Origin of the sequence: Leptolyngbya sp. FACHB-321 (genome assembly GCF_014695975.1) — a bacterium.
Lineage (GTDB): Bacteria > Cyanobacteriota > Cyanobacteriia > Leptolyngbyales > Leptolyngbyaceae > Stenomitos.
Map to the genome: position 1 here is coordinate 152,609 of NZ_JACJPI010000058.1, position 23,168 is coordinate 175,776.

Genomic DNA, 23,168 nt, shown 5'->3' on the forward strand with positions numbered 1-23,168 from the left:
CGATCTTGCCTTTTATGAATCAATCAGGAACCAGGAAAGAGCTTGGCAAGCTGAAGTTCTAAAGCTGGGCGATCGCTAGTAACCATCCCTTTGTGTCGTTCCCTCTACCTTCTCCTTGCCTTGCTCACCATCTTGCGCGAAAGCCGCAAATGCAGCTTTTCGTCCTCTGCCCAATCTTGCAACAGACGATAAAACGTTTGGCGATCGTCCATCTTCAACACAGCGGTTTGGTCAGCGGTTTCAATCACATAGGGATAGCCGCTGCCGATGATCACTTCGCCACGTACCCAATCAAGTACGTTTTCTAGCAAACCTGCGTCAGCAATCCAGGTAGGCAACTCTAGCCGCACCGGAAAGCCATCGTGTGCTTTCAGGTAGGTAAAGCCGATTCGACTGGCGATCGCACTGGGGTATTGCCTTAAAATGCCGGGTCGTCTACAGCGGAATAAGGGAGTGCGATCACCCCACTGCATTCCCCGCAGCAGCGACGCATCATGAATAGCGGGTGCATCGGGTAAGCCGGGTGACACCCGTTGCAGCATCAGGGTCAGGTCACGTGCATAAGACGTGTCAATATAGCCAACTAGTGGTACCTGATACTTTTCGCTTGCTTGCAGGAGGCGTACGACGCAATCAATGTAGTGTTGCTGCGTCGCTTCATCAAAGGCTTCGGCAAACGTTGCCACCAGTGAACCATCCAAAAACGCCAGACAGGTGCCACAGCCTGCCCGGTCTTCCATGTATTGTACTAACCGCTCTGTTTCCATCTCAAAGCGGCGCATATTGACTCGGCGATCGACTGGATCGCCGCTGGTATTTGCTCTCAGATCCGCTGGAGTCATTACATCTACAGCGATATCCTTCTCGTATTGCCCACCTGGTTGGTGCCGATTTTCAAACCAACCGATTTGCACCAGCGCCACAGGAATCGAAAAATCTTTGCTGGGATAAATTTGGGAACCATCGACAGCAAAGGTCGCAATGCCTGTGAGGCAAGCACGCACCCACTCATGGCTCTCCTCACGACTCTGCCACGAAAGCCCAGAGGTCATTTGCCAATTTGGATAATTGCCCAATGCTTCTAAGGGTTCAGCACCGCGATCGTACGCCACATACTCCGCCAACCGCTCTAGCAGATCCTCACTCGTTTCCTGCGATGCCGATGCTAAAGCTCGGCGGTATTTCTCTAGTGCCTGTACTGTCGTTTGGTCAAACGAGGCAAAGTCATCCCGCTTCTCTTTCAGTAAGCTAAGGATTTGAGACGGTTTCAGAGTCATAAGCAGCGGTAGGACAGAATCGTTATCAGTACGGGCGTTCCAGTCAGTCTCTACTACCCTACACCCAAAAAAACAAACTCTACACTTAAAAATTACTGGCGTCGTAGCCAGATGCCACGCATTCCAACGGCTTTTGCTGCTTGGTAGTCTTCTTCAAAGCTGTCACCAATGTGCCATGCACCACTGGGCAAGCAATTGTGTTTTTGCAGAGCGATCGCAAACACCCTCGGATCCGGTTTTGCGGCACCCACTTCCGTTGAGATTGTTACCGATGCGAAAAACTCTGCCAAAGCAAGCGTCTCTAGCACTGCATACAGCCGCGAATCGAAGTTAGAGAGAATGCCAAGGGGTACTCCAAGGTGTTTCCAGCGTTCCAGCGCAGGCAGTACGTCAGGGTAAACAATCCAGGGGTCAGCAGTGGCAAAGTGAGCATAGAGTACAGCAAAGAACTCGGCAAAATCAGCAAACTGTTCTAACACACCTGCTTGCTGAAATGTATTGGTGGCGATCGCTAACCACCACTCAAACTCTTGCCTTTGTCTGGCTATGCGATCGGTGCTCCCAAAGGCTGGCATTCCCGCTGCCCGAAAGCTCTGAGAAAACGATCGATTGAGCGTCGTTGCTGGGACTACAACCCCAAACCGCTGCGCCACTTCAGCATAGATTTCACCCACGCTCCCTTTTACACCGAACAGCGTACCAACCGCATCCAAAAAAATCACGTTTGGAAGTTTGCTTCGCTCACTCATCGGCTTAGACATCTTGGGTATAGCGCTTTGCCATGTTGAGCCATTTTTTCACTACTAGGGTTGGGATGAAGCTTAAGGTTCATCAACCTGGCTACTTCTTCCTTATAGCCTGACCCCATCATACGCTGAGGGCAAGAGACATCGATAGTCTGGCTCGTGTAATGAATGCCAGCGCTTCATGCACAATATTCCAAAGAGCTGCCACCTTCTGCTCTTAATAAAAACAGGCTCTTTCTCGCTCCGTTTCCATTAACCGGGCGTTGGCAGATCTGGCATCACGACACCGCGCAGGTTGGCTCCAAGCAGGTTAGCGGCGGTAAGATTAGTTTCAGTCAGGTTGGTACCGCGCAGATCGGCACCGCTGAGGGTGGCACCGCTGAGGATGGTGCCCGTGAGCTTTGCCATGGAGAGATTGGCTTCATTCAGGTTCACCCCACTGAGGTTGGCATCGGTCAAATCCGCACCCCGCAGATCGGCACCTCGTAGTTTAGCGCTAGTCAAATTGGCACCAGAGAGATTGGCACTGCTCAGTTCTGCCTCACTTAAGATGGCATCTTGCAAGTTTGCCCCTACCAAAATTGTCCAGCTTAGGTTAGCACCACTCAGGTTTGCTTCACGCAAATCGCCACTTAAAATTGCCTGGCAGAGGTAAGCACCTCGCAAATTAGCAGTGCGTAAATCAATATCAATCAGTTTCGCCGCACAGAGGTTTGCGCCCCAAAGGTGAGCACCGCTTAAGTCTGCTTCGCTAAGGTTGACTGAGTTCAGGTTTGCCTTGTTTAGAATGGCTTGCACTAAACACGCTGTTCGCAGGTCTGCTCCGGCTAAATTGGCTTCGGTCAGGTTTGCGCCTTGCAAATCGGCACCGCGTAAATCGGCACCCCAAAGCTCGGCTCCAGTTAAGTCTGCCTCTGCCAACTTTGCCCCATTGATGGACGCTTCCCGCAGGTTAATGCCGCGCAAGTTTGCCCCTCTCAGGTCAGCTTGGCGCAGATCAATGCCTTTCAAATTGGCTTTGCTTAGGTTGACCCCCCACAGACTAATCTGGCTAAAGTCTCTTTCTCCTGCGGCGTAACGCTTCAGGAGTTCACTCGCACGCATCTAGCTATCCCTCAATACTTTTGGTATTTGCCCCTGGCTTCTTTGAATTCAGTATGTGTGCTGTCTAAATTTGCCTAATTCTCACCTCACCTATGACTAAAATGACTGGATAGCGACAACAATCTTCACAATAGAGCTTAAGGAAATTGCTACCTTTGGAAGTCTTAAGCGTTAGGGGCTAAAATGCTTGACTAAGCGAATGTCCGTTCAAGTAGCGTTAAACGGAACGGCAGCAGGGTCAACATCCACCATCAGCAATAGGGCTTTCTGGGTGGAAGATTGCTTGATCGGCTCGCCCAGGATCTAGTTGTCGTGTGAAGACGTTAGTTCTCTTAGCCAGTATGCCCGTAATGATGGATGAACTCTCTATGATCGTCACAAATACGCTTGCAACAGACTGTGCCACTACTAGAGCAATGGCATAAATTAATCATCGATCGCGGCTACTGCATCACGCAAAGGTTGAGCAATCCAGTTCAATCCAACGCGAACCTGATGTTCGAGTGTGGGCATCCGGTAGAGGTAAGCCAGCCGACGTGCCACGTAAGCAAGAGAACCGTCTAGCTTAAGCCCGAAGCCAGTCAAGGTTGCGTTATCAATGCCCAGAGCCATCATTTCGCCCAGATGCTGATACCGGAACGGCAGTAACGGACGCTCTGTAAGCGATGCCCAGAGATTCCAACCCACGTACTCGGACTGTTGGAAGGCGGCTTGTGCTGTACCGGGCACTTGTTGTCCGTCAGCATCTTTGCAATCAACAAGGTCGCCCAAAGCAAAAACATCCGGGTAATCAATTGCTTGCAACGTGGAAGATACCACAACCTGTCCCCGCACATTTTTCTTAAGTGGTAGAGCGTTGATGACTTCAGCGACGCGAGTGCCTACTGTCCACAGCACAAGGTCAACCGGGATAGTATCGACGTTACCTTTATAAAGCAGGGAAATGTTGTCAGCACCGATCGCCTCTACAGACGTTTCCAAATCGATCCATACATTTCTTGCATCCAAGGCTTTTGTAGCGGCAGTACGATTAAAATCGGGTGACGTTCTCAGGATGAGATCGGTTTGCTCAACCAGTCGGATGCGTCCACGGCTGCCCAATCGATCGGCAAGCTTGCAAGCCAGTTCCACGCCAGCATAACCAGCACCCACGATCGCCACTCGTAACTTGTCAGCCTCAGACTCTTCCAGTTGCCGCAGTCGTTCTTCTAGACGATAGGCATCCGCAATCGAGCGAAAGGGTAAGGCATGTTCTGCCGATCCAGCCACTAGGTCAAGCGGCGTTTCACCACCCAGGCTTACCACCAGACGATCGTAGGGTAATGCGTGCCCTTCCTGAAGTTGTACGTGTTTTACTGACAGATCAATACCTGTAACATGGCCCTGATGAAAACGCACTCCAGTGCCAGCTAACAATTCTTCAAACGGTGGCGCAATCTCCCATGTTTGCAATTCGCCTGTCATCAATTCATAGAGCAAGGGCGAAAAGAGAAAGCGATCGCTGCGATCAACCAGAATAATCTCTGGTTTCTCCTGCTTTGTCCAGGGCAACTGACTAAGGCGTAGAGCTGTGTAGAGACCACCAAAGCCTCCACCAAGAATGCAAATACGGGCAGGTTGTTGAGTCATGAATTCTGATGGCGCAGGGGCTGCTGTTAACGCTGCCCCTTCAGGATAACAATTGCGCCCTCTCTGCGAGTGCCTTTAGAAAACAGAATGCTGGGGAAGAACCCTGACGATTTGTCAACGCCATTGTACGACGGAGCAACAAAGCAGCTCATATTCTCTCTGAAATAATACTAATTAGAGCTTTTGAGCAAAGTCTTTCAACCAAAGACCCTTGGACAAAACTGTTTGCTGTTGGTTATGCAGCGGAACAGCCCATGAAAAATGCTTCAACGATAGCTGTCGGAGTAAGTTGAACTAAATAACAAATAATAATGAAGCATACTTCATCCATCTGCGAATTATTGTAACGTGAGTTCGGGATAAGGAATCGCTAGAAGCCCTGATTTTCTGCGGCTTGCCACCACGCTCTCGGTCAAGTTCTTGTCAATAAGTCTCACAGTTGCAAATACTTGCAGTAGCAGGTCTTATTGAGAAAGGGTGACTGGCTGGCTACTTAACTCAAGCTATTCATAGTAGGGGTTTTAGCCTTCGGCTTAACCCGAACTCACGTTATTGTAAGGCGCTTAGCAATTTGCAGCTAAACCGTGTATCTACTTGGCAAGGTTCAATTATGAAGCAGGTTCTTTCCTTAAAGACGTAAGCATTTCAGTGGTTCAACGCTGGCAGGATAGACTCAGCTCTGTAATTCTAGACATACTGTGCATCTATCCCTATCGTCACTTACCTATGCGTCAACTTACGATTTGTTTTTCTTTGCTAACCCTCATGCTATCGCTTGCGACAACTGCGACAGCAGCGGAGAGAGAGGGTGTACCGGGTCGCCGAGTTGGTGGTGGCACCCGTTGGACAGCACCACGGCTAAAGCCATCGCATTCAATGCAGGGCAGAATCAGCGCTTTGGCATTTGCTTCTCGTACAGGATTGCCAATGTCTTTGCGGCTTAAGGCAATTTACGGCTAGGTGTAGTTCGAGGTGAACTACACCTTAGCAAGCGTTTCACCATGTTACCTGTGTTTCTAATCGCTTCAGCAGTTTGGGACCTACGCCAGAAATACGGTCTAAATCGTCCAGGGACTTAATTGGACGCTGTTGTCGAGCAGTAATGATACGCGCTGCTAGTTTAGCGCTGATACCCGGAATTGCATCAAGCTCGGCTTGAGTCGCAGTGTTGATATTGACTAGCTGCTTTTGCTCCCTAGCGACTCTAGTAACTTTAGTAGGAGTTGGTGCTGTTGCAACTTGAGCGCGCTTGATCGTCTTTAAAGGTTGAGGGCTAGGTTGATTTAACTGGCACTGCCGTCGTTGAGCCTCTACTTTCTTTTGGATGGCGGGTGGTATGCCAAGAATGGCGTTCGTATAAAGCCGTTCAAATTCCCGTTGATAGTGGGCAGCAACGGTCGCGCTATGTACAACCAGCACCGTTTCGTCATTGCCTGTGTTGGCAGCATCCGTCCAGTTGTGAGAGCCAGTAATAACAGTTTCTTGATCGACAATGCCAAACTTATTGTGCAGCAAGTCTCCTGGTGGTAAGCGGGGCACGCCAACCGTAGTAATCGGGTTCTGCCAGGGACGGTTTTCTGCTTCAGTTTTGCAGTCATCCGCTAACGTAATGCCCAACATATCTAGCGCTTCGCTATACGGGCGATAGGCAAAGCCTGGTTCGATCAATCCTCTTACCTCGGTTCCATTTTTGCGAATGGGGTCTAGCAAGTTGACCAGTTTTTGGTCAGAGAAAACGAACAGCGCCAGGTCTACTGATTTTTTGGCATTACTTAGGGTTTTGCCAATCAAGCCATTGCTGCTGCTGCTCCAGGGAAGGGAGGCGCGGGTGGGCGAAAACTGGACTTCAACCAGGGTTGCGCCAATTTTGACTGGCTGCGCTGGGTAAAAGGGCTTTTTGACTCCAAACTTGCTGTCTGTTTTGCCGCCAGGCCCATCGCCCCACATAACGTTAAATTGCTGTGTAAATAGTGCTGCTAACTCGGGGCTGTTGATTTGCAGCAGGTTGTTAGCATTGCCACGGCTGGCAGGCGATTTGAAGTCACCATGTACATCGCTAGTAGTGAAATTTGCTGAGGTGACAATGATAGTGCGACCATCGACCACAACGAATTTATGATGCATTAGGGCACTACCAGCCGACCCATCAGCCATGTCATCGAGACGAGGTACTCTGGCACGATCAAGGATAACCAGTGCATCCCCTTGAGCAATTTCTTCCTGGCTCAGTTGTCCGTTCTCATCACGATCGACCAGTTGGCGAAATTCTTCGTAGCGTCCGCGATCGCGCTCTGGCTGCTTAGCAATCTCTTCTGGTGTTACTGTGCTAAAGGGGCGTGAGTAAGTATTTTCTAAAATCACGCGCACCTTTACGCCTGCGGCGCTTCGCTCTGCTAAGGCTGCTGCAATTTTGGGTAGACGTAGTTCCTGTACTGCTACATCTACAGTTGTTTGGGCAGCCGCGATCGCGTCAACGATTTTTTGTTCCAGGTCATCTCCATCGCGCGTCTGCTTACGGTATGGCTCGGTGTAGCGTGCGGCAGGTTCATGATTTGTATAGACCTGAATCAAGTCATCCTGGGGGAGGGGCGTAGGACGGACAGGCTGAGAGTATCCCTGCTGGCAGGCAGAAACACTAAGAGCTAGTAAGACGGCGAGTGAACTTTGAAGACGATGATGTAGATGTAATAGAGGCACGATTGGACCGGTAGCAACGGTAGATCAGTCTTGGTTGAGACAACGTTCTCTCGTACAAGAGTGCCCACGCAGTCAGTCAGAAGCACAATTGTCTTGAATAATTCTCAAACGTAGAATTATGGCGTACAGGTAACGATAAGCCTTTATTTAAGACCAACTCCAGCTTCATAAGCTGCACCTACCGTCCCTGCAACTGGCTGCTCTTTAAACCCTTTTTCTCTTTACAAGAAGTTATGGTTAACCCAGTTGAAACATGCTTTGAGTTGGTCAGCCATAAACGCTATGTCTAGTGCAGCTGCAACGCCCTAGGCTAGGAGGTCTCACTAAAGATTGATTTGGTCAGTTGCTGAATACTCTAAACTCGATTTACGATATTTTCGCTCCACACATTTAGCAAATCACTTTATATATCCCTATGCAGATTGGACGATCAGAACTGATCAAGACTCTTGAGGCTGGTACTTTTGCGCTTACTTTAATTTTGCTGGCGTTGGCACAAGCTCCTTCTACATCGAACTATGTCGGCCTTGTCGTTGATACTGCTGTGCTCTCTAACAGCCGCTAACGCTGGCACATCCCTACAGTGGTTGTAAGAAAGCTCTTAATTAGCGTTCTTTTGCAACAGGTAATATGTGGTCGTTTTCGGTTTTTCATAGAAGCATAACCATCTGGTAGAATTGCTAAGGTTTCTATAACTTTGACCAATGGGATCGACGCAGGCGCGGATTGCGATTGATGCAATGGGCGGGGATCATGCTCCGGCTGAGATTATTGCCGGGGCACTCCGTGCACAGGAAGAACTGGGTGTGAAAGTGTTGCTGGTAGGCGATCCAGCGGAGATTCGGGCGGCTGTAAAACACCATACAAACGCCTCTCTGCTTGAGATTGTTGCTGCGGAGGGCACGATTGAGATGGGTGAAGAGCCACTGAGCGCACTCAGGCGTAAGCCCAACGCCTCGATTAATGTGGCAATGGATTTAGTGAAACAGAAACGGGCTGATGCTGTTGTTTCTGCGGGTCATTCTGGTGCAGTAATGGCAGCCGCACTGCTGCGCTTGGGTCGTCTACGGGGCATTGATCGTCCTGCGATCGGAGCTGTGTTGCCAACGATGATTGCGGGCAAGCCTGTCATTATCCTGGACGTAGGCGCAAACGTAGACTGTCGCCCTAAGTTTTTAGAGCAGTTTGCTTTAATGGGTACGGTTTATTCTCAGTACGTTCTGGGTATCAACAGCCCTAAAGTAGGGTTGCTAAATATTGGCGAAGAACCGAGTAAGGGCAATGAGCTAGCGTTACGCACGCATCAATTGCTGCAAGAGAATCCTCAAATTCCCTTTGTAGGCAATGCTGAAGGGCGCGATGTGCTGTCGGGCAACTTTGATGTGATTGTTTGCGATGGCTTTGTTGGCAATGTGTTGCTGAAGTTTGCAGAAGCGGTTGGTGAGGTCGCGTTGCAAATTCTGCGCGAAGAGTTACCTCAGGGTGTTCGCGGCAAGATTGGAACATCAGTGCTGAAGCCAAACCTGCGACGCATTAAGCAACGGATGGATCATGCAGAGCACGGCGGTGGGCTACTGCTAGGTGTGGATGGTGTTTGCATTATTAGCCATGGCAGTTCTCAGGCACCAACGATTTTCAACGCAGTGCGACTGGCAAGAGAGGCGATTGACAACCATGTGCTAGACCGGATTCAGTCTTGCTATCAAAAGGGTGGTAAGCAATCAGCGGTCAGCGGTCAGCCTGACGGTTAGTGTGATGATGGTTGACACACTGGTTAAGCCCGCAAGCGATGGATAGAGCATGAACTTACAACAATCAGGTCTGGGTGTTGCAATTACGGGAAGCGGCTCGGCGTCTCCCCTGACAGCCCTAGATAATGAGGGCCTAAGCAAGCTTGTAGAAACCTCTGACGAGTGGATTGCCTCTCGTACTGGCATTCGTCAGCGCCGACTAGCAACCCCAGCCGAATCTGTCACTACGATCGCGACTCAAGCAGCTCAGGGCGCGATCGTTATGGCGGGTTTGACACCTATGGACTTAGACTTGATCATTCTGGCAACGTCAACTGCTGATGATCTATTTGGTAGTGCCAGTCAAATTCAAGCTGAACTTGGGGCGCAAAAAGCTGTAGCGTTTGACCTGACGGCTGCTTGCTCTGGTTTTGTCTTTGGCTTGGTGACGGCTGCACAGTTTATTCGCACAGGTACTTATCAAAACATTCTGCTGATTGGGGCAGATGTGCTGTCTCGCTGGGTGGACTGGAACGATCGCCGGACGTGCATCCTTTTTGGTGACGGGGCTGGGGCTGTTGTACTACAGGCAAATGAGCACGATCGACTCCTTGGCTTTGAGCTTCGTAGCGACGGCACTCAAAATAAGTGTCTGAACCTGGCATACCAGCCCGAACCAAAAGAATTAGTGGACGGCGTGACGATCGGGCAAGGCAGTTTTCAGCCCATTACGATGAATGGGCAAGAGGTGTATCGCTTTGCTATCCGACGGGTACCAGAGGTGATTGAAAAAGCCCTCTTTCGCGCCAACTTGAGCGTTGAAGATATCGACTGGCTGCTGCTCCATCAGGCAAATCAGCGCATTCTGGATGCCGTTGGCGAGCGCCTGAACATCCCTTCACACAAAATCATTAGCAACCTTGCTAAACACGGTAATACCTCTGCTGCCTCCATTCCCTTAGCGCTCGATGAAGAAATACGTCAGGGCAAAATCCAGGCTGGAGATACGATCGTCGCTTCAGGCTTTGGAGCCGGATTAACCTGGGGCGCGGCAATTTTCCAGTGGGGACGGTAAGGGGAAAGGATGAAGGATGAGTTAATTCTGACTCCTGCCTTCTGCCTCTCTTCACCAACTAACCACTAACTACTAATCACTTCAATGACTAAGACTGCATGGGTGTTTCCTGGACAAGGCTCACAAGCGATCGGGATGGGTATAGACCTCTTCGATCTGCCCGAAGCGACAGTGAAATTTGAGCAAGCAGAGCAAATTTTGGGTTGGTCAATCCCTGACCTTTGCCAGCATCCAGAGGATAAAGTTTCGCGTACCCTCTACACGCAGCCATGTTTATATGCGATCGAGAGCATTCTGGCAGACCTTGTGCGATCGCGAGGGCAGCAGCCTGATTTTGTTGCCGGTCACAGTTTAGGCGAATATGTAGCGCTTTACGTGGCTGGAGTCTTTGACTTTGAGACAGGGCTACGACTCGTCAAGCAACGGGCAGAACTAATGGATCAAGCCTCTGATGGCATGATGGCAGCGCTGCTTGGCTTTAATCAGGAACAGCTTGAGCAGCAGCTTCAGCAAACCCCAGATGTAGTATTGGCAAACGACAATAACGCAGGGCAAGTGGTGATTTCTGGCACGCCTGCTGCTGTTGAAACCGTATTGAGCCAAGTCAAAGCAAAGCGGGCAGTCAAGCTGAATGTTAGTGGAGCCTTTCACTCACCCTTGATGGCACCCGCTGCCGCTGCCTTTCAAACAGCGCTGGATGAGATCGTCTTTAACGCCGCTCAAGTCCCTGTACTATCTAACGTTGATCCGACTCCCAGCATTGATGCAGCCGTGTTGAAAACGCGGTTGAGCCAGCAGATGACCAGTAGCGTGCGCTGGCGAGAAATTTCATTGCGCTTACCCGAAGAAGGTGTGAGTCGTGTCGTTGAGATTGGTCCCGGCAAAGTGCTGACGGGTGTGATCAAACGCACTTGCCCAAGTCTGACGTTAGAGAACATCGGCAGTGTGGCAGAATTACCGCTGCTATAAAAGTTGTTAGTTGTTAGTTGTTAGTTGTTAGTGAAAAGAGCGGAGTCAGGAGTCAGGAGTCAGAAGTCAGAATTAACTCATCCTTCATCCCTCAAAGCTCAGCCTGACAAGCAAATTCTGAAGCGCTTGCCTTCGTTTTGTGCTTTGATTAAGACGCTTTCTAGTTCCTCTAACTCGGAAAGCGCCCCCTGATAGTCTTCTGTATCCTCATCTAATTCTCGATCGTCACTAGAGAGCAAATCCCACTCAGGCAGAAGAGATCGTAAATGATGAATCAATGCACGTACAGTTTTTAGTCCTTGTTCTGGCAAAGACCACTGAGGTTCGATCGACCATAATTCACGTCCTTCGTAATACCAGACCCCATCTATAAGTTCTCCTAATTGTTCAAATTCCTCTAGCTCCTCGTCATCGAAGGGCAGAGGACTTTCGCTACGAGTACAGTTTATAAATTCGCTTATTGGTTCAATCTCTATCTGCTCAGCTATTCCATCAAGCTCCTCCAACATTGAAGCTACTGATTTCCAATCTCCTGAACGGTGAATGAAAAAGTAGTCTCTTTCATACCCCTCTAAAACAGGAAATAGCTGAACGCCCATAATCTGATACTGTTGCTTACAAATACTTCTGGAACAGCCCATCAAAGCTAATTGAAACATTAGCAGTGACTTACCCATTATTATGCCGAGAAGTCGTGAGCCGTTTGCCAGCCTGTTGCTCTACCACTTGTTTAAGTGGTCAGTGGTGAGTCCAGGGCTGCATCTTTATTTTCGGGGACGTGTCTATGGCGCAGGGAATGTGCCAAAAACGGGACCGCTTGTTGTGGTAAGTAATCACGCGAGCGATTTTGACCCGCCGCTGTTGTCTTGCTGTGTCGGTCGTCCGGTGGCATATATGGCAAAGGAGGAACTGTTCCAAGTGCCTGTGCTAAAACAAGCGATCGCCCTTTATGGTGCCTATCCGGTCAAGCGGGGTTCAGCTGATCGCAGTGCCCTTCGAGCAGCAATGGGTTTTCTAGAGCAAAACTGGGCAGCAGGCGTCTTTCTTACGGGCACACGCACACCCGATGGCAAGGTAACTGATCCAAAGCTGGGTGCAGCATGGCTCGCTGCCAAAACTCAGGCTCCGTTATTACCTGTTAGCTTATGGGGTACTCACGCCATTTTTCGCAAAGGTTCTGCCGCTCCCCGTTCGGTGCCTTTAACGATCCGTATTGGTGAGGTCATTCCACCACCGCAAGCGGGCGATCGTGAGGCGCTAGAAGCCGTTACTCAGCAATGTGCGGCTGCCATTAACGCTCTGCATGATTTAGGACGCTAGGGTGTTAGCGGTCAGCAGTTAGCGGTTAGCGGTTAGCGGTCAATAGTATGATTTAAGCCTGGAAGCCGATAGCTGAAGTCAGGAGTAAACTCTACGCTGAAGGCTGAAAGCTGATCGCTGACAGCTTAAAAACGTTTATACAGCAAAAAGGATTGCTACATGAGTGATTTAAGAGCAGAGCTGGCTGAGGCACTAGCGGAAGCAGAATGGGACTGGCTTGCCCCTCATGCCCGTCGGGATTCTCTGATTGTGGTGGAGTCGGGACTGGATGTGGTGGATGTAGCTGTGGCGATCGCTAACGACGACACAGCGCGAGTCCAACCCTGGATTGAAGAAAACCTGATCCATAAGCCGTTTCCAACGCAATTGTCAGACTGGAATATAAACCAGTCCACGCGCTTCAACGCGCTCATTGTGCAGCCGTATGTGCTGATTCAGGAAATGTCTAGTTAAGCTTGACGATCACTAACGCCCCGAATGGTTGAACGATCGCTATACCTGCCAAAGCACCATGAGCGACACATCAAAAACCGAAAAGCAAAAGATGCTGGCAGGTGAACTGTACCTTCCCATTAATGATGCTGAGCTGGTAGCAGAGAGCCAGCGGGCATTACGGCTCTTGCGACTCTACAACCAAACAACTGAAACAGAAGGGGACAAGCGCATTCAGACCCTACGAGCGCTCTTTGGTGCGATCGGTGAGAAGCCCCAAATTGTGCCGCCGTTTCACTGCGATTACGGCAGCCATATTACGATCGGCGATCGCTTCTATATGAACTACGGTGGTGTGATTCTCGATTGCAACAAGGTACACATTGGCAATGATGTCCTTTGCGCTCCCTATGTTCAAATCTACGCCGCCTATCATCCCACCAATCCCACCGTGCGGCTGACAGGACGCGAACTTGCCGCACCGATTCGCATTGGCAACAACGTTTGGATTGGCGGAGGGGCGATTATCTGTCCTGGCGTGACGATCGGCGACAATACGACCATTGGTGCTGGCAGCGTTGTTACCAAAGACATTCCCGCGAATGTGGTCGCTGTGGGCAATCCCTGTCGAGTGCTGCGGTCTGTAGATGCGCCAGCCCTGGAATAAGGACTCCTGTCTAACCGCCCTTCTGACGCTGGATTGCAACTTTAACGATCGGGGTTAACTTTGCCCGCCAAAAGCGATTCTCTGGAAACGTTTGGACTTTGCTCAGTACGTCTTCCCAGCGTTTAGCTGCGATCGCTCGTTGCATTTCTGCAAAGGTGGTTTCTGCGGTCTTCCAGTCGCGCTGCCATTGGTTGACCGCACCTTTAGCGGGTTGATACGCTACGCTGGTCGCGGGGATTGCTTTTGCCAGAGCGATCGCGGCTTCAAGGTCGCCAGCTTGATAGCGTTCATTTGCTTTGGCTAAAACGCTTAAACCATCATCAGTTGCAACGGGTGTGCTCGTCTGTGTCTCTGCCGCCGCTGAAATGCAGCTTGTTACGGTTAAATTCTCATAAACCCAGCCCTCTTGTGGCTGCTTGATCCGTAGCCAGCCTTCATTGCGATCAACAACCGTTAATTGGGTGCCATTCCGCACAGTGCCCACGACATTATCAGGTGCAACGACTGGGCTGGAGCGAACATTCAGCGGTGGTGACGGATCTGTCGCTATTGTTTTGCAAATCGTTTTAGGTGCTGTTGCAGCTTTGCGGACAGCTTGTAGCCCTGCCACCAACGACGGTTGAAAGTGCAAGGTAGCAGCCGTAACACTAGCAGCCGTGAGAAAAATCGCTGCACCAAAACCAATCAGGGCAGGTTTAGGAACTGTAGTCATCCTGGATATCCTGTGAAGATGCGCCCGATCGCTGATTAGATTGAGTCTAGGCTAACTGACCATCCGCCAAATAGCGTACGTAGTTTTCCGAATTTTTGAAAGCAAAGAGTGTTGAGACCCATGGCTAAGAACATCGGCATCGTCTATTTCGTCGGGTCGGGACCGGGCGCTGCCGCTTATTTAACTGTACAGGCACAGCAGCTACTAACCAAGGCAGAGGTGCTGGTCTATGACGCACTGGTAGACAGCGCCTTGCTACAGCTAGCACCCCCAACCTGCTTGCTGCTTAACGTGGGCAAACGCGGTGGTGAGCTTAGTATGGTACAAGCGGAGATTAATGCTTTGCTGGTGCACCACTGTTTGCAAGGACAACACGTGGTTAGATTAAAGAGTGGTGATCCGTTTATCTTTGGTCGAAGCCATGCCGAAATCGAAGCGTTGACGGCAGCAGGCTGTGCGTTTGAGGTAGTGCCTGGGTTATCTTCAGCGCTGGTGGCACCGTTGCTGGCAGGTATTCCGCTGACTGATCCAGTCTTAAGTCGCTGTTTTACAGTGCTTAGTGGTCATCAGCCAGACGAGCTAGACTGGCTGACGCTGGCACGAATCGACACCCTGGTTATTCTTATGGGTGGGCGGCACTTGCCTGAGATTCTACGTCGCCTTCAGATGCATGGGCGATCGCCCCAAACACCGATCGCCATTGTTCGCTGGGCTGGTCAGTCACAGCAGCAGCTTTGGGAAGGCACCCTGCAAACCATCTTGCAGCAAACTGCAACCGCAGCACTCTCTCCCTGTGTGATTGTGATCGGTGAAGTCGTCAAGCTACGTTCCTATCTTCAACCCCGTTCCTTTGCCCCCTTTTCGACTGTGCTTACTACTCCAGATTCAACGTCCGATGCGATCATTGCTGATGCTACCACTGCCGCTCTGCCCCTGGCTGGCAAAACGGTGCTAGTGACACGATCGGCAACCCAGTCTGGTCAATTTACCGCACGCCTCCAGCGTGATGGGGCAACGGTCATCGAAATGCCAGCCCTCGAAATTGTGCCGCCTTCTAGCTGGCAGCCACTGGATCACGCGCTGGCTCGGCTGTCAGACTTCGACTGGCTACTGCTAACGTCTGCAAACAGCGTCGATTACTTTTTTGAACGTTTGGCGACTCAGATTCGTGACATTCGTGCGCTGGCAGGGTTAAAAATTGCCGTCATTGGCGATAAGACAGCGTACAAGCTAGAGCAACGCGGCTTGCAGCCTGATTTCGTACCGCCAGAGTTTGTTGCCGATTCGCTGGCTAGCCATTTCCCTGGTTCCTTGCAGGGAGCCAGAGTGCTTTTCCCCAGAGTAGAAAGCGGTGGTCGGGATATGTTGGTGAAAGATTTTATCGACCGCGGTGCCGCTGTTACCGAAGTAGCGGCATACCAATCGCGTTGCCCAGAGGCGATCGCCCCTGAAGCTCTGACCGCCCTCCAAACCCGCACTGTCGATGTGATTACCTTCGCTAGTGCCAAAACCGTGAAGCACTTTTGTCAACTGTTAGAACAATCACAGGTAGATAACTCCTGGCAAGCCTGGTTAGATGGAATCTGCATCGCGTCGATCGGTCCTCAAACGACCAAAGCCTGCACTAGCTTGTTAGGCAGAGTAGATGCAGAAGCGCAGGCATATACGCTAGATGGTTTAGCTCAGGCGATCGCTCAATGGGTTGCAGCCGCAGAGAGTTAAGTACTGGAATCTCCGTTGATCGCCTCTAAGGACGATGCCTGTAACGTCCCTACTAAAAGCACTAATTGGAAGCAACGATCGCTAAAGCATCATTGGTTTTTCAGTTCACACCATTTCAACGTTTAATGTCTAATAGGTTCAGCAGATTGTGTTAAAGTGATCATCTTGCTTCTCAAATTTTTAAGCCATCGCCAACCAGCTTGAAACACAGGCTGCGTTTTTTAGCGATAATTTGAGCGCTAATTGGCTTATTACTGTCGGTTGTCTTATAAGGGGTACTCATGGCTAAACGCCGCAACCAAAAGAAAGAAAAAGCTCTCCGTAATCAGGCGTACGCCCGGAAGTTCCGTAAGAAAACGAATACAGGTCGCTTTGGTAGACGACGCACTGATGGCGGTGGGCGTGACGAGGCTGAGGGTGGTGATCAAGATGGTGCAAATCGGGCTGGTGAAGGCGCTGCTGACGCGTAAAAGCGCTTTTTAAGCCAGAAAACGTATTTGCCATTGCTTAGTTTGCTAGCGGTCTCTGGTTGCGATCGCAGCCATAGCTTTAACGGTTAAGCCGCTGTAAAGCAATAACAAAATTACCCGAAGCTAAAAAGTTTCGGGTAATTTTGTGGCTGGATATTTGGGCTAAGAATTATCAGGTGTTAAAATGCTCTGCAACGGCTAACCCTGACAAAAAGGCTTGTTCCACCTTCATGCCGCCGCACCAGTCGCCAGCACAGATAAGTGGTACTGGGGTTGCTGCTGCAAGGTAGGGCTGTGACAGGGGTGTTTTGGCAAACGCGTATCGCCAGCGATGCACTTGGAGCCAGTCTGGCTTTGCTAGCCAGGGAGCCAGTTTTTCAGCCGATCGCTTTAGCAGTTGATAGCCTGCCGCTTGCAGATCGATCGCATCCAAATACTGTTCGGCAAACATACTTGTACTCTGCACCACAAAGACAGTCTGAGATAATGTCGTTTGAGGCAATGCAGTCTGGGGCACGAGAGACCGTTTGCTGCTGTCTAAGCCAAGCCAGGAAAGATTAGCATCCTTCATAAAAGTCAGCGATCGCACTTCAGGATACTGCGAGAACCAATCCTGCTGACGATCGGGCGTATAACCAGCCATCACGCTTAAGCAGGGCGTAAATGTGACCGCTCTTACCTGCTGCAAAAATGCTTCTGGCAAAACCTCCGAAGGCACGGATTGCAGTAGAACAGCAGCTTGAGTGGCTGGGATCGCTAGGACGATCGCCCCAGCCGTTAGGGTCTCAGTTGTTTTTGTTGCATCTGGATTCGTTTTTTGAATCGTTAGTTGCCAATGGTCGTCCACAATCGCTAACGCTTGTACCAGGTGGCTCAGGCGAATGTCCAAACTCTTGGCAAGCCATTTGGCGATCGCCGTCATGCCAGCAGGCGCAGCGTAGCGAGGATAACGGTCTGTCGCAGGTGATGCGCTGAGGGTGCCAGCGGCACTCAGTTCATGTACTGTATCTGTCCAGGACTGTACAACGCCTGCTGCTACCAATCGCTTAAGCAACGCCTGAAATGCTTCTCCTTTGGGCGTGAGGTAACAGGTGCCATGATCTGCCAACGTCTCATGCAAGCGCCGAGTCGCTATCCGTCCGCCTACACCCCGCGACTTTTCTAAAATGACTACGCGCTTTCCTGCCTGTTGCAGCTGTTGCGCGCAGGTCAGCCCTGCCATGCCGGCACCAATGACAGCAAGATCAAAGTCAAGCGAAGGGTTGGTCATGAAACGTGTATTTTTTGAAGCTCGATCGATTATATCGAGGAAGCCAGACGCTAGAAGTGGAACGCTAAAGGCTCAAGCTCTATGTTTGGCTTTGACAGCAGTCTTCAAAAGAAAACACCACAGGAGCGAACCCAAATAACTTAGGATCGTGAATTTGATTAATCCGCAAACTGTAGGGGCGAGCTTAGTAGACTAAACTGCATCCTGCCATGTCTTTGACAGCAAAACCCGCCCCTACCTCGAACTTATTTAGTTCCCATTCCTTAGCAGAGCAATGTCTCAAGGCAATGATTGCTCAACTGGTGGCAGAAGCAGGAGGGGAGAGGCAGGAGAAATGATAGATTACGGTTAACCGCTTTCCTTACTTCCTTTTGCCTCTTATGTCTCTCGATTGGTTAACGCCTAGCCACTTTATTATGTTGGGCTTGCTGCTGAGTTTTGCGATCGCTCACAGTGGTCTGGCAGCATTACGTCCTTGGGGCGAAAGCCAGATTGGTCCACGACTCTACCGGGTTTTCTTTGCGCTGGTGAGCTTGAGTCTGGCAGTCGTGCTGATTATTTACTTTTTTAATCACCGCTACGATGGCAAACAACTCTGGCAGTTGCAGGGCATCACGGGAATACAAACCATTGTTTGGCTTTTGTCAGCAATTTCTTTTCTTTTCCTTTATCCAGCCACGTTCAATTTATTAGAAGTAGCAGCGATTCAAAAACCAGAAGTTCACCTGTTTGAAAGTGGCATCATTCGCGTTACGCGCCATCCACAAATGGTAGGGCAAATCATTTGGTGTGTAGCGCACACGCTATGGGTGGGGACATCGTTTATGGTCGTGACTTCGATCGGGTTAATTCTGCATCATTTGTTTGGCGTGTGGCATGGGGATCGTCGGCTGCTTGCCCGGTACGGTACTGCATTTGAAGCGGTCAAGGCGCGTACCTCTGTCATTCCCTTTCAGGCGATTGTGCAAGGGAAGCAAACTCTAAAATGGCAAGAATTTCTTCGTCCTGCCTATCTAGGGGTCGGTGGTTTTGTTCTACTTTTTTGGTGGGCACATCCAATTTTAATCCGTGCAACAAATAGCGTTGGCTGGTAGGATGATCCCAAGGCAATTATTAAGCATCTATAAATCGTAAGGAAGCATAGAGTTGTAATGGGCGAACAGACTTTTGTAGAAGAAGTTTTGGAATCTCCTACCCCTGTCGTTGTGCATTTTGGAGCACCCTGGTGTGGTCCTTGTAAGATGATCGAGCCGCTCTTAACGCGCTTGCAGGCGGAATGGGGCAAGCGGTTTAAGCTTATTGGGATCAATGCCGACGAAAACTTCAAGCTCTCGATTCGCTATCGCATTACAACCCTACCAACTATTCTCCTCTTTGAGCGGGGTGAGGTTGTGCATCGGTTAGAAGGGCTGCATCGTCGTGACGAACTTTGGCGAGAGCTACAGAGCGTACTTGCGAGTCCGTCTCAAACAAGCATCCCCCCAGAAGCAATCCCATCCGATCGCAGCAGTTAGGTCTGAATAATTGCCAGCAGCTGTCCAGCGGTAACGAGTTGACCTGGAGTGCAGAGGATCTCGGTGACAATGCCCGCTTCCTCTGCTAATAGCGTCATTTCTTGCTTCATTGCTTCTAGAATCACAATGCCTGTGTCTTCGGTGACGCGCTCGCCTGGTTTGACCAAAATTTGCCACACGCTAGCGGTCGTCGCTGCGGTAATGGCATAGCAACCCTCTGGAACCGTGATTGTTGCTGTTGGCGGCAAGTCTGGTTCGTCAGCGATCGTGCTTTCATCGAGTGCGTTCAGTGCCCAGCGATCGCGCTCTTCACGAAAAGCAGCTTGCTGTCGAGTTTTGAAGGTGGCGGCTTCCTCAGCAATGCTTTGTAAAAACTGCTGATAGTCTTGCAAATTAAAGGTTGTTTCTTCGATCGTCAGTTTAAACTTGCCTTCAATAAAGTCTTCGCGCAGTTGCGTCAGTTCGGCATTGGAAACGGGGTAGAACCGGATCTGATCGAAAAACCGCAGCAGCCAGGGATTGCCATCCTTGAAATTTGCTGTTTGCTTGTAGCGATTCCATACTGGCACTGTACGTCCCACAAACTGGTAGCCGCCCGGACCTTCCATGCCGTAGATGCAAAGGTAAGCGCCGCCAATGCCAACTGCATTTTCGGGTGTCCAGGTGCGAGCGGGATTGTATTTGGTAGTGACGAGGCGATGACGGGGATCAAGCGGTACAGCAACCGGGGCACCGAGGTAAACATCGCCCAGCCCCATCACTAAGTAGCTGGCGTTAAACACAATGTGCTTCACGTCTTCAATGCTGTCTAACCCGTTGATGCGACGAATAAACTCAATATTGCTGGGGCACCAGGGCGCATCGTTTCGCACCGACTGCATATATTTCTGGATCGCTAACTGCGTTGATTCGTCATCCCAGGATAAGGGTAGGTGGACAATACGGGTTGGTAATGTTTCTAAAGCGGCGATCGCAGGCAGCTTTACTTCAATTGCTTGTAGTGCCGCCAGCAAGTCTTGTTGAGACAACACGCGGCTGTCGTAATGTACCTGGAGCGATCGCATTCCGGGCGTGAGTTCCAAAATGCCTGCCAGCGGGTTGGCTTGTAGATAGGTCATCAACTCATGCACCCGAAAGCGCAGATTCAAATCCAGCACCAGTGGACCATATTCAATCAGCAGATACTTATCGCTTGCCTGACGATAGGTGACAGCTACTTGCATCTCAGTGGCAGGCAGCGTGGCGAGAATAGCGCGGTCGCGGGTGCCGTCATCGTCCACTGTAAGAGTCTGACTGAGTTGCAAAGTTTGAATTTGGCGATCTAACTGCAACTCTTGCTGCAATGCCTGATTAAAGGTGAGGCGATGGAACTGAATCGTATTGCCTGGTTTGAGCTGTCCAATTTTCCACAGCTCCGCTTCGGCGATCGTTGCAGGGCACACAAAGCCACCCAGACTAGGACCATCCAACCCAAGAATGATCGGCATATCACCTGTGAAGTCGATCGTGCCAACGGCATAGGCATTGTCATGAATATTGGAGGGATGTAGCCCTGCCTCGCCGCCATCCTGCCTTGCCCACTGGGGTTTGGGTCCAATCAGCCGAATCCCAGTGCGTGCCGAGTTGTAATGAACTTCCCAGTGCGTACTGAAAAACGTGTCGATGTCCGTATCAGTGAAGAAGTCGGGCGCCCCGTGAGGACCATACAGCACGCCAATGTCCCAGTGTGTGGGATAGGTAGGAATAAGTTCTGGCGGTAGCGTTTGCGGTTCCTGTGATGAGACTGGATGAACCTTCAGCACATCCCCTACTTGTAGCGCCCTGCCACCGTGCCCACCAAACCCACCAAGGGTAAAGGTGGCTTTGCTCCCCAGATAAGCGGGCACATCAAAGCCACCTTGAACAGTAAGGTATGTCCGAAAGCCGTTGCCTTGAAGAGTGCCTAGGCGTAAGGTGCTGCCTGCTTTAACGGGAACTGCCGTCCAAAAGGCGATCGGCTCTTTGTCTAACGTTGCCTTCATCGTGGCACCCGTTAGGCAAATCACTGTGTCTGTATTGAAACGCAAGGTGGGTCCCGATAGCGTACATTCCAACCCTGCTGCCGTCTCTGGGTTGCCTACCAGACGGTTGCCTAGGCGGAAAGCTAGGGAATCCATTGGACCCGACGGCGGTACACCCACATCCCAGTAACCCACCCGTCCGGGATAGTCCTGTATAGTCGTCATAGTCCCTGCAACGAGAACATCGATCGTGCTGGGATGGTAAGCAAAGCGATCGAGAAAACGGGTTGTTAGAGCAGCCTCGGCAAAGGCAGAACCCGCAATAATTTGGCGTAGATACTCTAGATTCGTTTCAATGCCGTCCAGACGGGAGTCAGCCAAGGCAGCTTGGAGGGTAGCGATCGCTGCCTCCCTCGTTTCTCCATGCACAATGACTTTGGCTAGCAATGGATCGTAAAAGGGCGAAACCTCTGTTCCTGTAGCGATCCAGGTATCGCAGCGGACGGCATTGGGAAACTGGACGTTGGTAAGTATCCCCGCACTAGGCTGAAAGTTTTTGTTAGGGTCTTCAGCATAGACCCGCACTTGAATCGAGTGTCCGTTAGGTTGATAGCGGTACGTCTCTAAGGACAGCGCTTCGCCTGCTGCCTGCCGGATCATCCACTCCACCAGATCTACACCTGTAATGGCTTCGGTCACGCCATGTTCAACCTGGAGGCGAGTGTTCACTTCCAGAAAGTAAAACTGCTCAGTATCGACATCGTAGATAAACTCAACGGTGCCTGCCGACTGATAGCTTACCGTTTTACCGAGTTTCATGGCAGCTACAAACAACTGCTGCCGCAGCGCCTCGGGAATGTTAGGTGCAGGGGCTTCCTCAATGACTTTTTGGTTGCGTCGCTGAATCGAACAATCGCGTTCACCCAGAGCCACAACGGTACCTTGCCCATCGCCAAAAATTTGGACTTCGATGTGGCGTGCCCGTTCAACATATTTTTCGAGAAATACACCGCTCTGGTTGAAATTATTGCGGCTTAAGCGCTGCACAGTTTCAAAGAGTCCTGCCAGCGTTGCTTCCTCACGGCAAAGCTGCATCCCAATACCGCCGCCGCCTGCCGTGCTTTTAATCATCACGGGGTAGCCGATCGCTGCTGCCGCTTGTCTCACTTGTGTTAGATCATCCAGTAAGGGCGTGCCAGGAACCAGGGGCAACCCAGCCTGCTGGGCAATCGCCCGTGCCTCATGCTTTAGCCCAAACTGCCGGATTTGCTTAGGGCTGGGTCCAATAAAGGCAATCCCTGACTGCATACAGGCTTCGGCAAACGCAACATTCTCACTCAGAAAACCGTAGCCTGGATGGATGGCATCGGCTCCAGTTGACTGTGCTGCTGCCAGAATGGTATCTGCCTGCAAATAGCTCTGAGATGCTGGTGCCGCCCCTACACAAACAGCTTCACTTGCAGCCGCAACGTGTGCAGAGTGAGCATCGGCTTTGGAATAAACGGCAACGGAGGCAATACCCAGACGATCGAGTGTACGTATAATCCGGCAAGCGATCTCACCCCGATTAGCAATCAGCACCTTTGTAAACATGGTCAGGCTTCAATGGAACAGCGTTGCAGCGGTAATCTAGCATACGCTGTAAACAGGGGCATAGGGCGATCGCTGCTTCCTAAACCGCAGACCGCATCGTCTACGAAAACCGCTTCACCTACCTTGCGAATTAAGTAATGGCGGTTCTTATCCAGATAATATTGCACCCAGCAACCTAACTTTACCAGGTGTACAGTGATTAGCTGAAGAAGCGTCTCGAAGCAAGCGACAACTGCCCTGT

The 23,168-nt window shown here is 50.7% G+C and carries 21 protein-coding genes; 11 read left to right on the forward strand and 10 right to left on the reverse strand.

Going from position 1 to position 23,168, the window contains the following annotated elements:
- Positions 1-104 precede the first annotated feature (104 nt).
- The 4 genes from H6F76_RS11530 to H6F76_RS11545 form a co-directional block, all read right to left on the reverse strand.
- Positions 105-1,277 carry a DNA double-strand break repair nuclease NurA gene (locus tag H6F76_RS11530; RefSeq protein ID WP_190454758.1) on the reverse strand — a complete coding sequence of 391 codons (1,173 nt, stop codon included), beginning with the start codon at positions 1,275-1,277 and terminating at the stop codon, positions 105-107.
- Positions 1,278-1,369: 92 nt separating this feature from the next.
- Complete coding sequence (locus H6F76_RS11535) at positions 1,370-2,026, reverse strand: HAD family hydrolase (protein WP_190508315.1); 657 nt, start codon at positions 2,024-2,026, stop codon at positions 1,370-1,372.
- Positions 2,027-2,275: 249 nt separating this feature from the next.
- A complete protein-coding gene (locus H6F76_RS11540; protein ID WP_190508317.1) occupies positions 2,276-3,127 on the reverse strand; it encodes a pentapeptide repeat-containing protein in 852 nt (283 codons plus the stop codon).
- Positions 3,128-3,553: 426 nt separating this feature from the next.
- Positions 3,554-4,756, reverse strand: a complete 1,203-nt coding sequence (locus H6F76_RS11545) for an NAD(P)/FAD-dependent oxidoreductase (protein ID WP_190508318.1) — start codon at positions 4,754-4,756, stop codon at positions 3,554-3,556.
- A gap of 726 nt (positions 4,757-5,482) precedes the next feature.
- Here H6F76_RS11545 and H6F76_RS11550 point away from each other — a divergent pair.
- Positions 5,483-5,716: a hypothetical protein gene (locus tag H6F76_RS11550; protein WP_190508320.1), complete on the forward strand. Its 234-nt coding sequence runs from the start codon at positions 5,483-5,485 to the stop codon at positions 5,714-5,716.
- 36 nt (positions 5,717-5,752) lie between these two features.
- On the opposite strand, the gene H6F76_RS11555 is transcribed toward H6F76_RS11550, so the two are convergent.
- Complete coding sequence (locus tag H6F76_RS11555; protein ID WP_190508322.1) at positions 5,753-7,453, reverse strand: phospholipase D-like domain-containing protein; 1,701 nt, start codon at positions 7,451-7,453, stop codon at positions 5,753-5,755.
- 704 nt (positions 7,454-8,157) lie between these two features.
- Here H6F76_RS11555 and plsX point away from each other — a divergent pair.
- From plsX to fabD, 3 genes are all read left to right on the forward strand, one after another.
- Positions 8,158-9,204 carry a phosphate acyltransferase PlsX gene (gene plsX, locus H6F76_RS11560; protein WP_190508324.1) on the forward strand — a complete coding sequence of 349 codons (1,047 nt, stop codon included), beginning with the start codon at positions 8,158-8,160 and terminating at the stop codon, positions 9,202-9,204.
- A 49-nt stretch (positions 9,205-9,253) separates the two neighbouring features.
- Positions 9,254-10,258: a beta-ketoacyl-ACP synthase III gene (locus tag H6F76_RS11565; RefSeq protein ID WP_190508327.1), complete on the forward strand. Its 1,005-nt coding sequence runs from the start codon at positions 9,254-9,256 to the stop codon at positions 10,256-10,258.
- An 84-nt stretch (positions 10,259-10,342) separates the two neighbouring features.
- Positions 10,343-11,227 carry an ACP S-malonyltransferase gene (gene fabD, locus H6F76_RS11570; protein ID WP_190508329.1) on the forward strand — a complete coding sequence of 295 codons (885 nt, stop codon included), beginning with the start codon at positions 10,343-10,345 and terminating at the stop codon, positions 11,225-11,227.
- A 98-nt stretch (positions 11,228-11,325) separates the two neighbouring features.
- Here fabD and H6F76_RS11575 read toward each other — a convergent pair whose 3' ends face one another.
- Positions 11,326-11,886 carry a hypothetical protein gene (locus tag H6F76_RS11575; RefSeq protein ID WP_190508331.1) on the reverse strand — a complete coding sequence of 187 codons (561 nt, stop codon included), beginning with the start codon at positions 11,884-11,886 and terminating at the stop codon, positions 11,326-11,328.
- Between the two features lie 22 nt (positions 11,887-11,908).
- Between H6F76_RS11575 and H6F76_RS11580 the strand changes: the two genes are divergently transcribed.
- From H6F76_RS11580 to H6F76_RS11590, 3 genes are all read left to right on the forward strand, one after another.
- A complete protein-coding gene (locus H6F76_RS11580) occupies positions 11,909-12,547 on the forward strand; it encodes a lysophospholipid acyltransferase family protein (RefSeq protein ID WP_190508333.1) in 639 nt (212 codons plus the stop codon).
- 159 nt (positions 12,548-12,706) lie between these two features.
- Positions 12,707-13,000, forward strand: a complete 294-nt coding sequence (locus H6F76_RS11585) for a DUF2288 domain-containing protein (protein WP_190454792.1) — start codon at positions 12,707-12,709, stop codon at positions 12,998-13,000.
- 58 nt (positions 13,001-13,058) lie between these two features.
- A complete protein-coding gene (locus tag H6F76_RS11590; protein ID WP_190508335.1) occupies positions 13,059-13,646 on the forward strand; it encodes a sugar O-acetyltransferase in 588 nt (195 codons plus the stop codon).
- Between the two features lie 10 nt (positions 13,647-13,656).
- Here the strand turns inward: H6F76_RS11590 and H6F76_RS11595 are convergent, their stop codons facing one another.
- Positions 13,657-14,358 (reverse strand): SH3 domain-containing protein, encoded by a 702-nt coding sequence (locus H6F76_RS11595; protein WP_190508337.1) that lies wholly within the window; start codon positions 14,356-14,358, stop codon positions 13,657-13,659.
- Positions 14,359-14,478: 120 nt separating this feature from the next.
- Between H6F76_RS11595 and cobA the strand changes: the two genes are divergently transcribed.
- The gene (gene cobA, locus H6F76_RS11600) at positions 14,479-16,080 is read left to right on the forward strand and encodes a uroporphyrinogen-III C-methyltransferase (RefSeq protein WP_190508340.1); all 1,602 of its coding nucleotides are present in this window, start codon (positions 14,479-14,481) and stop codon (positions 16,078-16,080) included.
- 281 nt (positions 16,081-16,361) lie between these two features.
- Positions 16,362-16,550: a hypothetical protein gene (locus H6F76_RS11605; RefSeq protein WP_190454804.1), complete on the forward strand. Its 189-nt coding sequence runs from the start codon at positions 16,362-16,364 to the stop codon at positions 16,548-16,550.
- Positions 16,551-16,722: 172 nt separating this feature from the next.
- Here H6F76_RS11605 and H6F76_RS11610 read toward each other — a convergent pair whose 3' ends face one another.
- The gene (locus tag H6F76_RS11610; protein WP_190508342.1) at positions 16,723-17,820 is read right to left on the reverse strand and encodes an FAD-dependent oxidoreductase; all 1,098 of its coding nucleotides are present in this window, start codon (positions 17,818-17,820) and stop codon (positions 16,723-16,725) included.
- A 380-nt stretch (positions 17,821-18,200) separates the two neighbouring features.
- Between H6F76_RS11610 and H6F76_RS11615 the strand changes: the two genes are divergently transcribed.
- Entirely contained in the window at positions 18,201-18,914 is a 714-nt protein-coding gene (locus H6F76_RS11615) for an NnrU family protein (RefSeq protein ID WP_190508345.1), read from the forward strand.
- 57 nt (positions 18,915-18,971) lie between these two features.
- Positions 18,972-19,334, forward strand: a complete 363-nt coding sequence (locus H6F76_RS11620) for a thioredoxin family protein (protein WP_190508347.1) — start codon at positions 18,972-18,974, stop codon at positions 19,332-19,334.
- Here H6F76_RS11620 and uca read toward each other — a convergent pair.
- Together uca and H6F76_RS11630 are read right to left on the reverse strand one after the other, a co-directional pair.
- Positions 19,331-22,927: an urea carboxylase gene (gene uca / locus H6F76_RS11625; protein ID WP_190508349.1), complete on the reverse strand. Its 3,597-nt coding sequence runs from the start codon at positions 22,925-22,927 to the stop codon at positions 19,331-19,333. The genes H6F76_RS11620 and uca overlap by 4 nt on opposite strands.
- Before the next feature lie 2 nt (positions 22,928-22,929).
- Entirely contained in the window at positions 22,930-23,094 is a 165-nt protein-coding gene (locus tag H6F76_RS11630) for a hypothetical protein (protein WP_190508351.1), read from the reverse strand.
- Positions 23,095-23,168 lie beyond the last annotated feature (74 nt).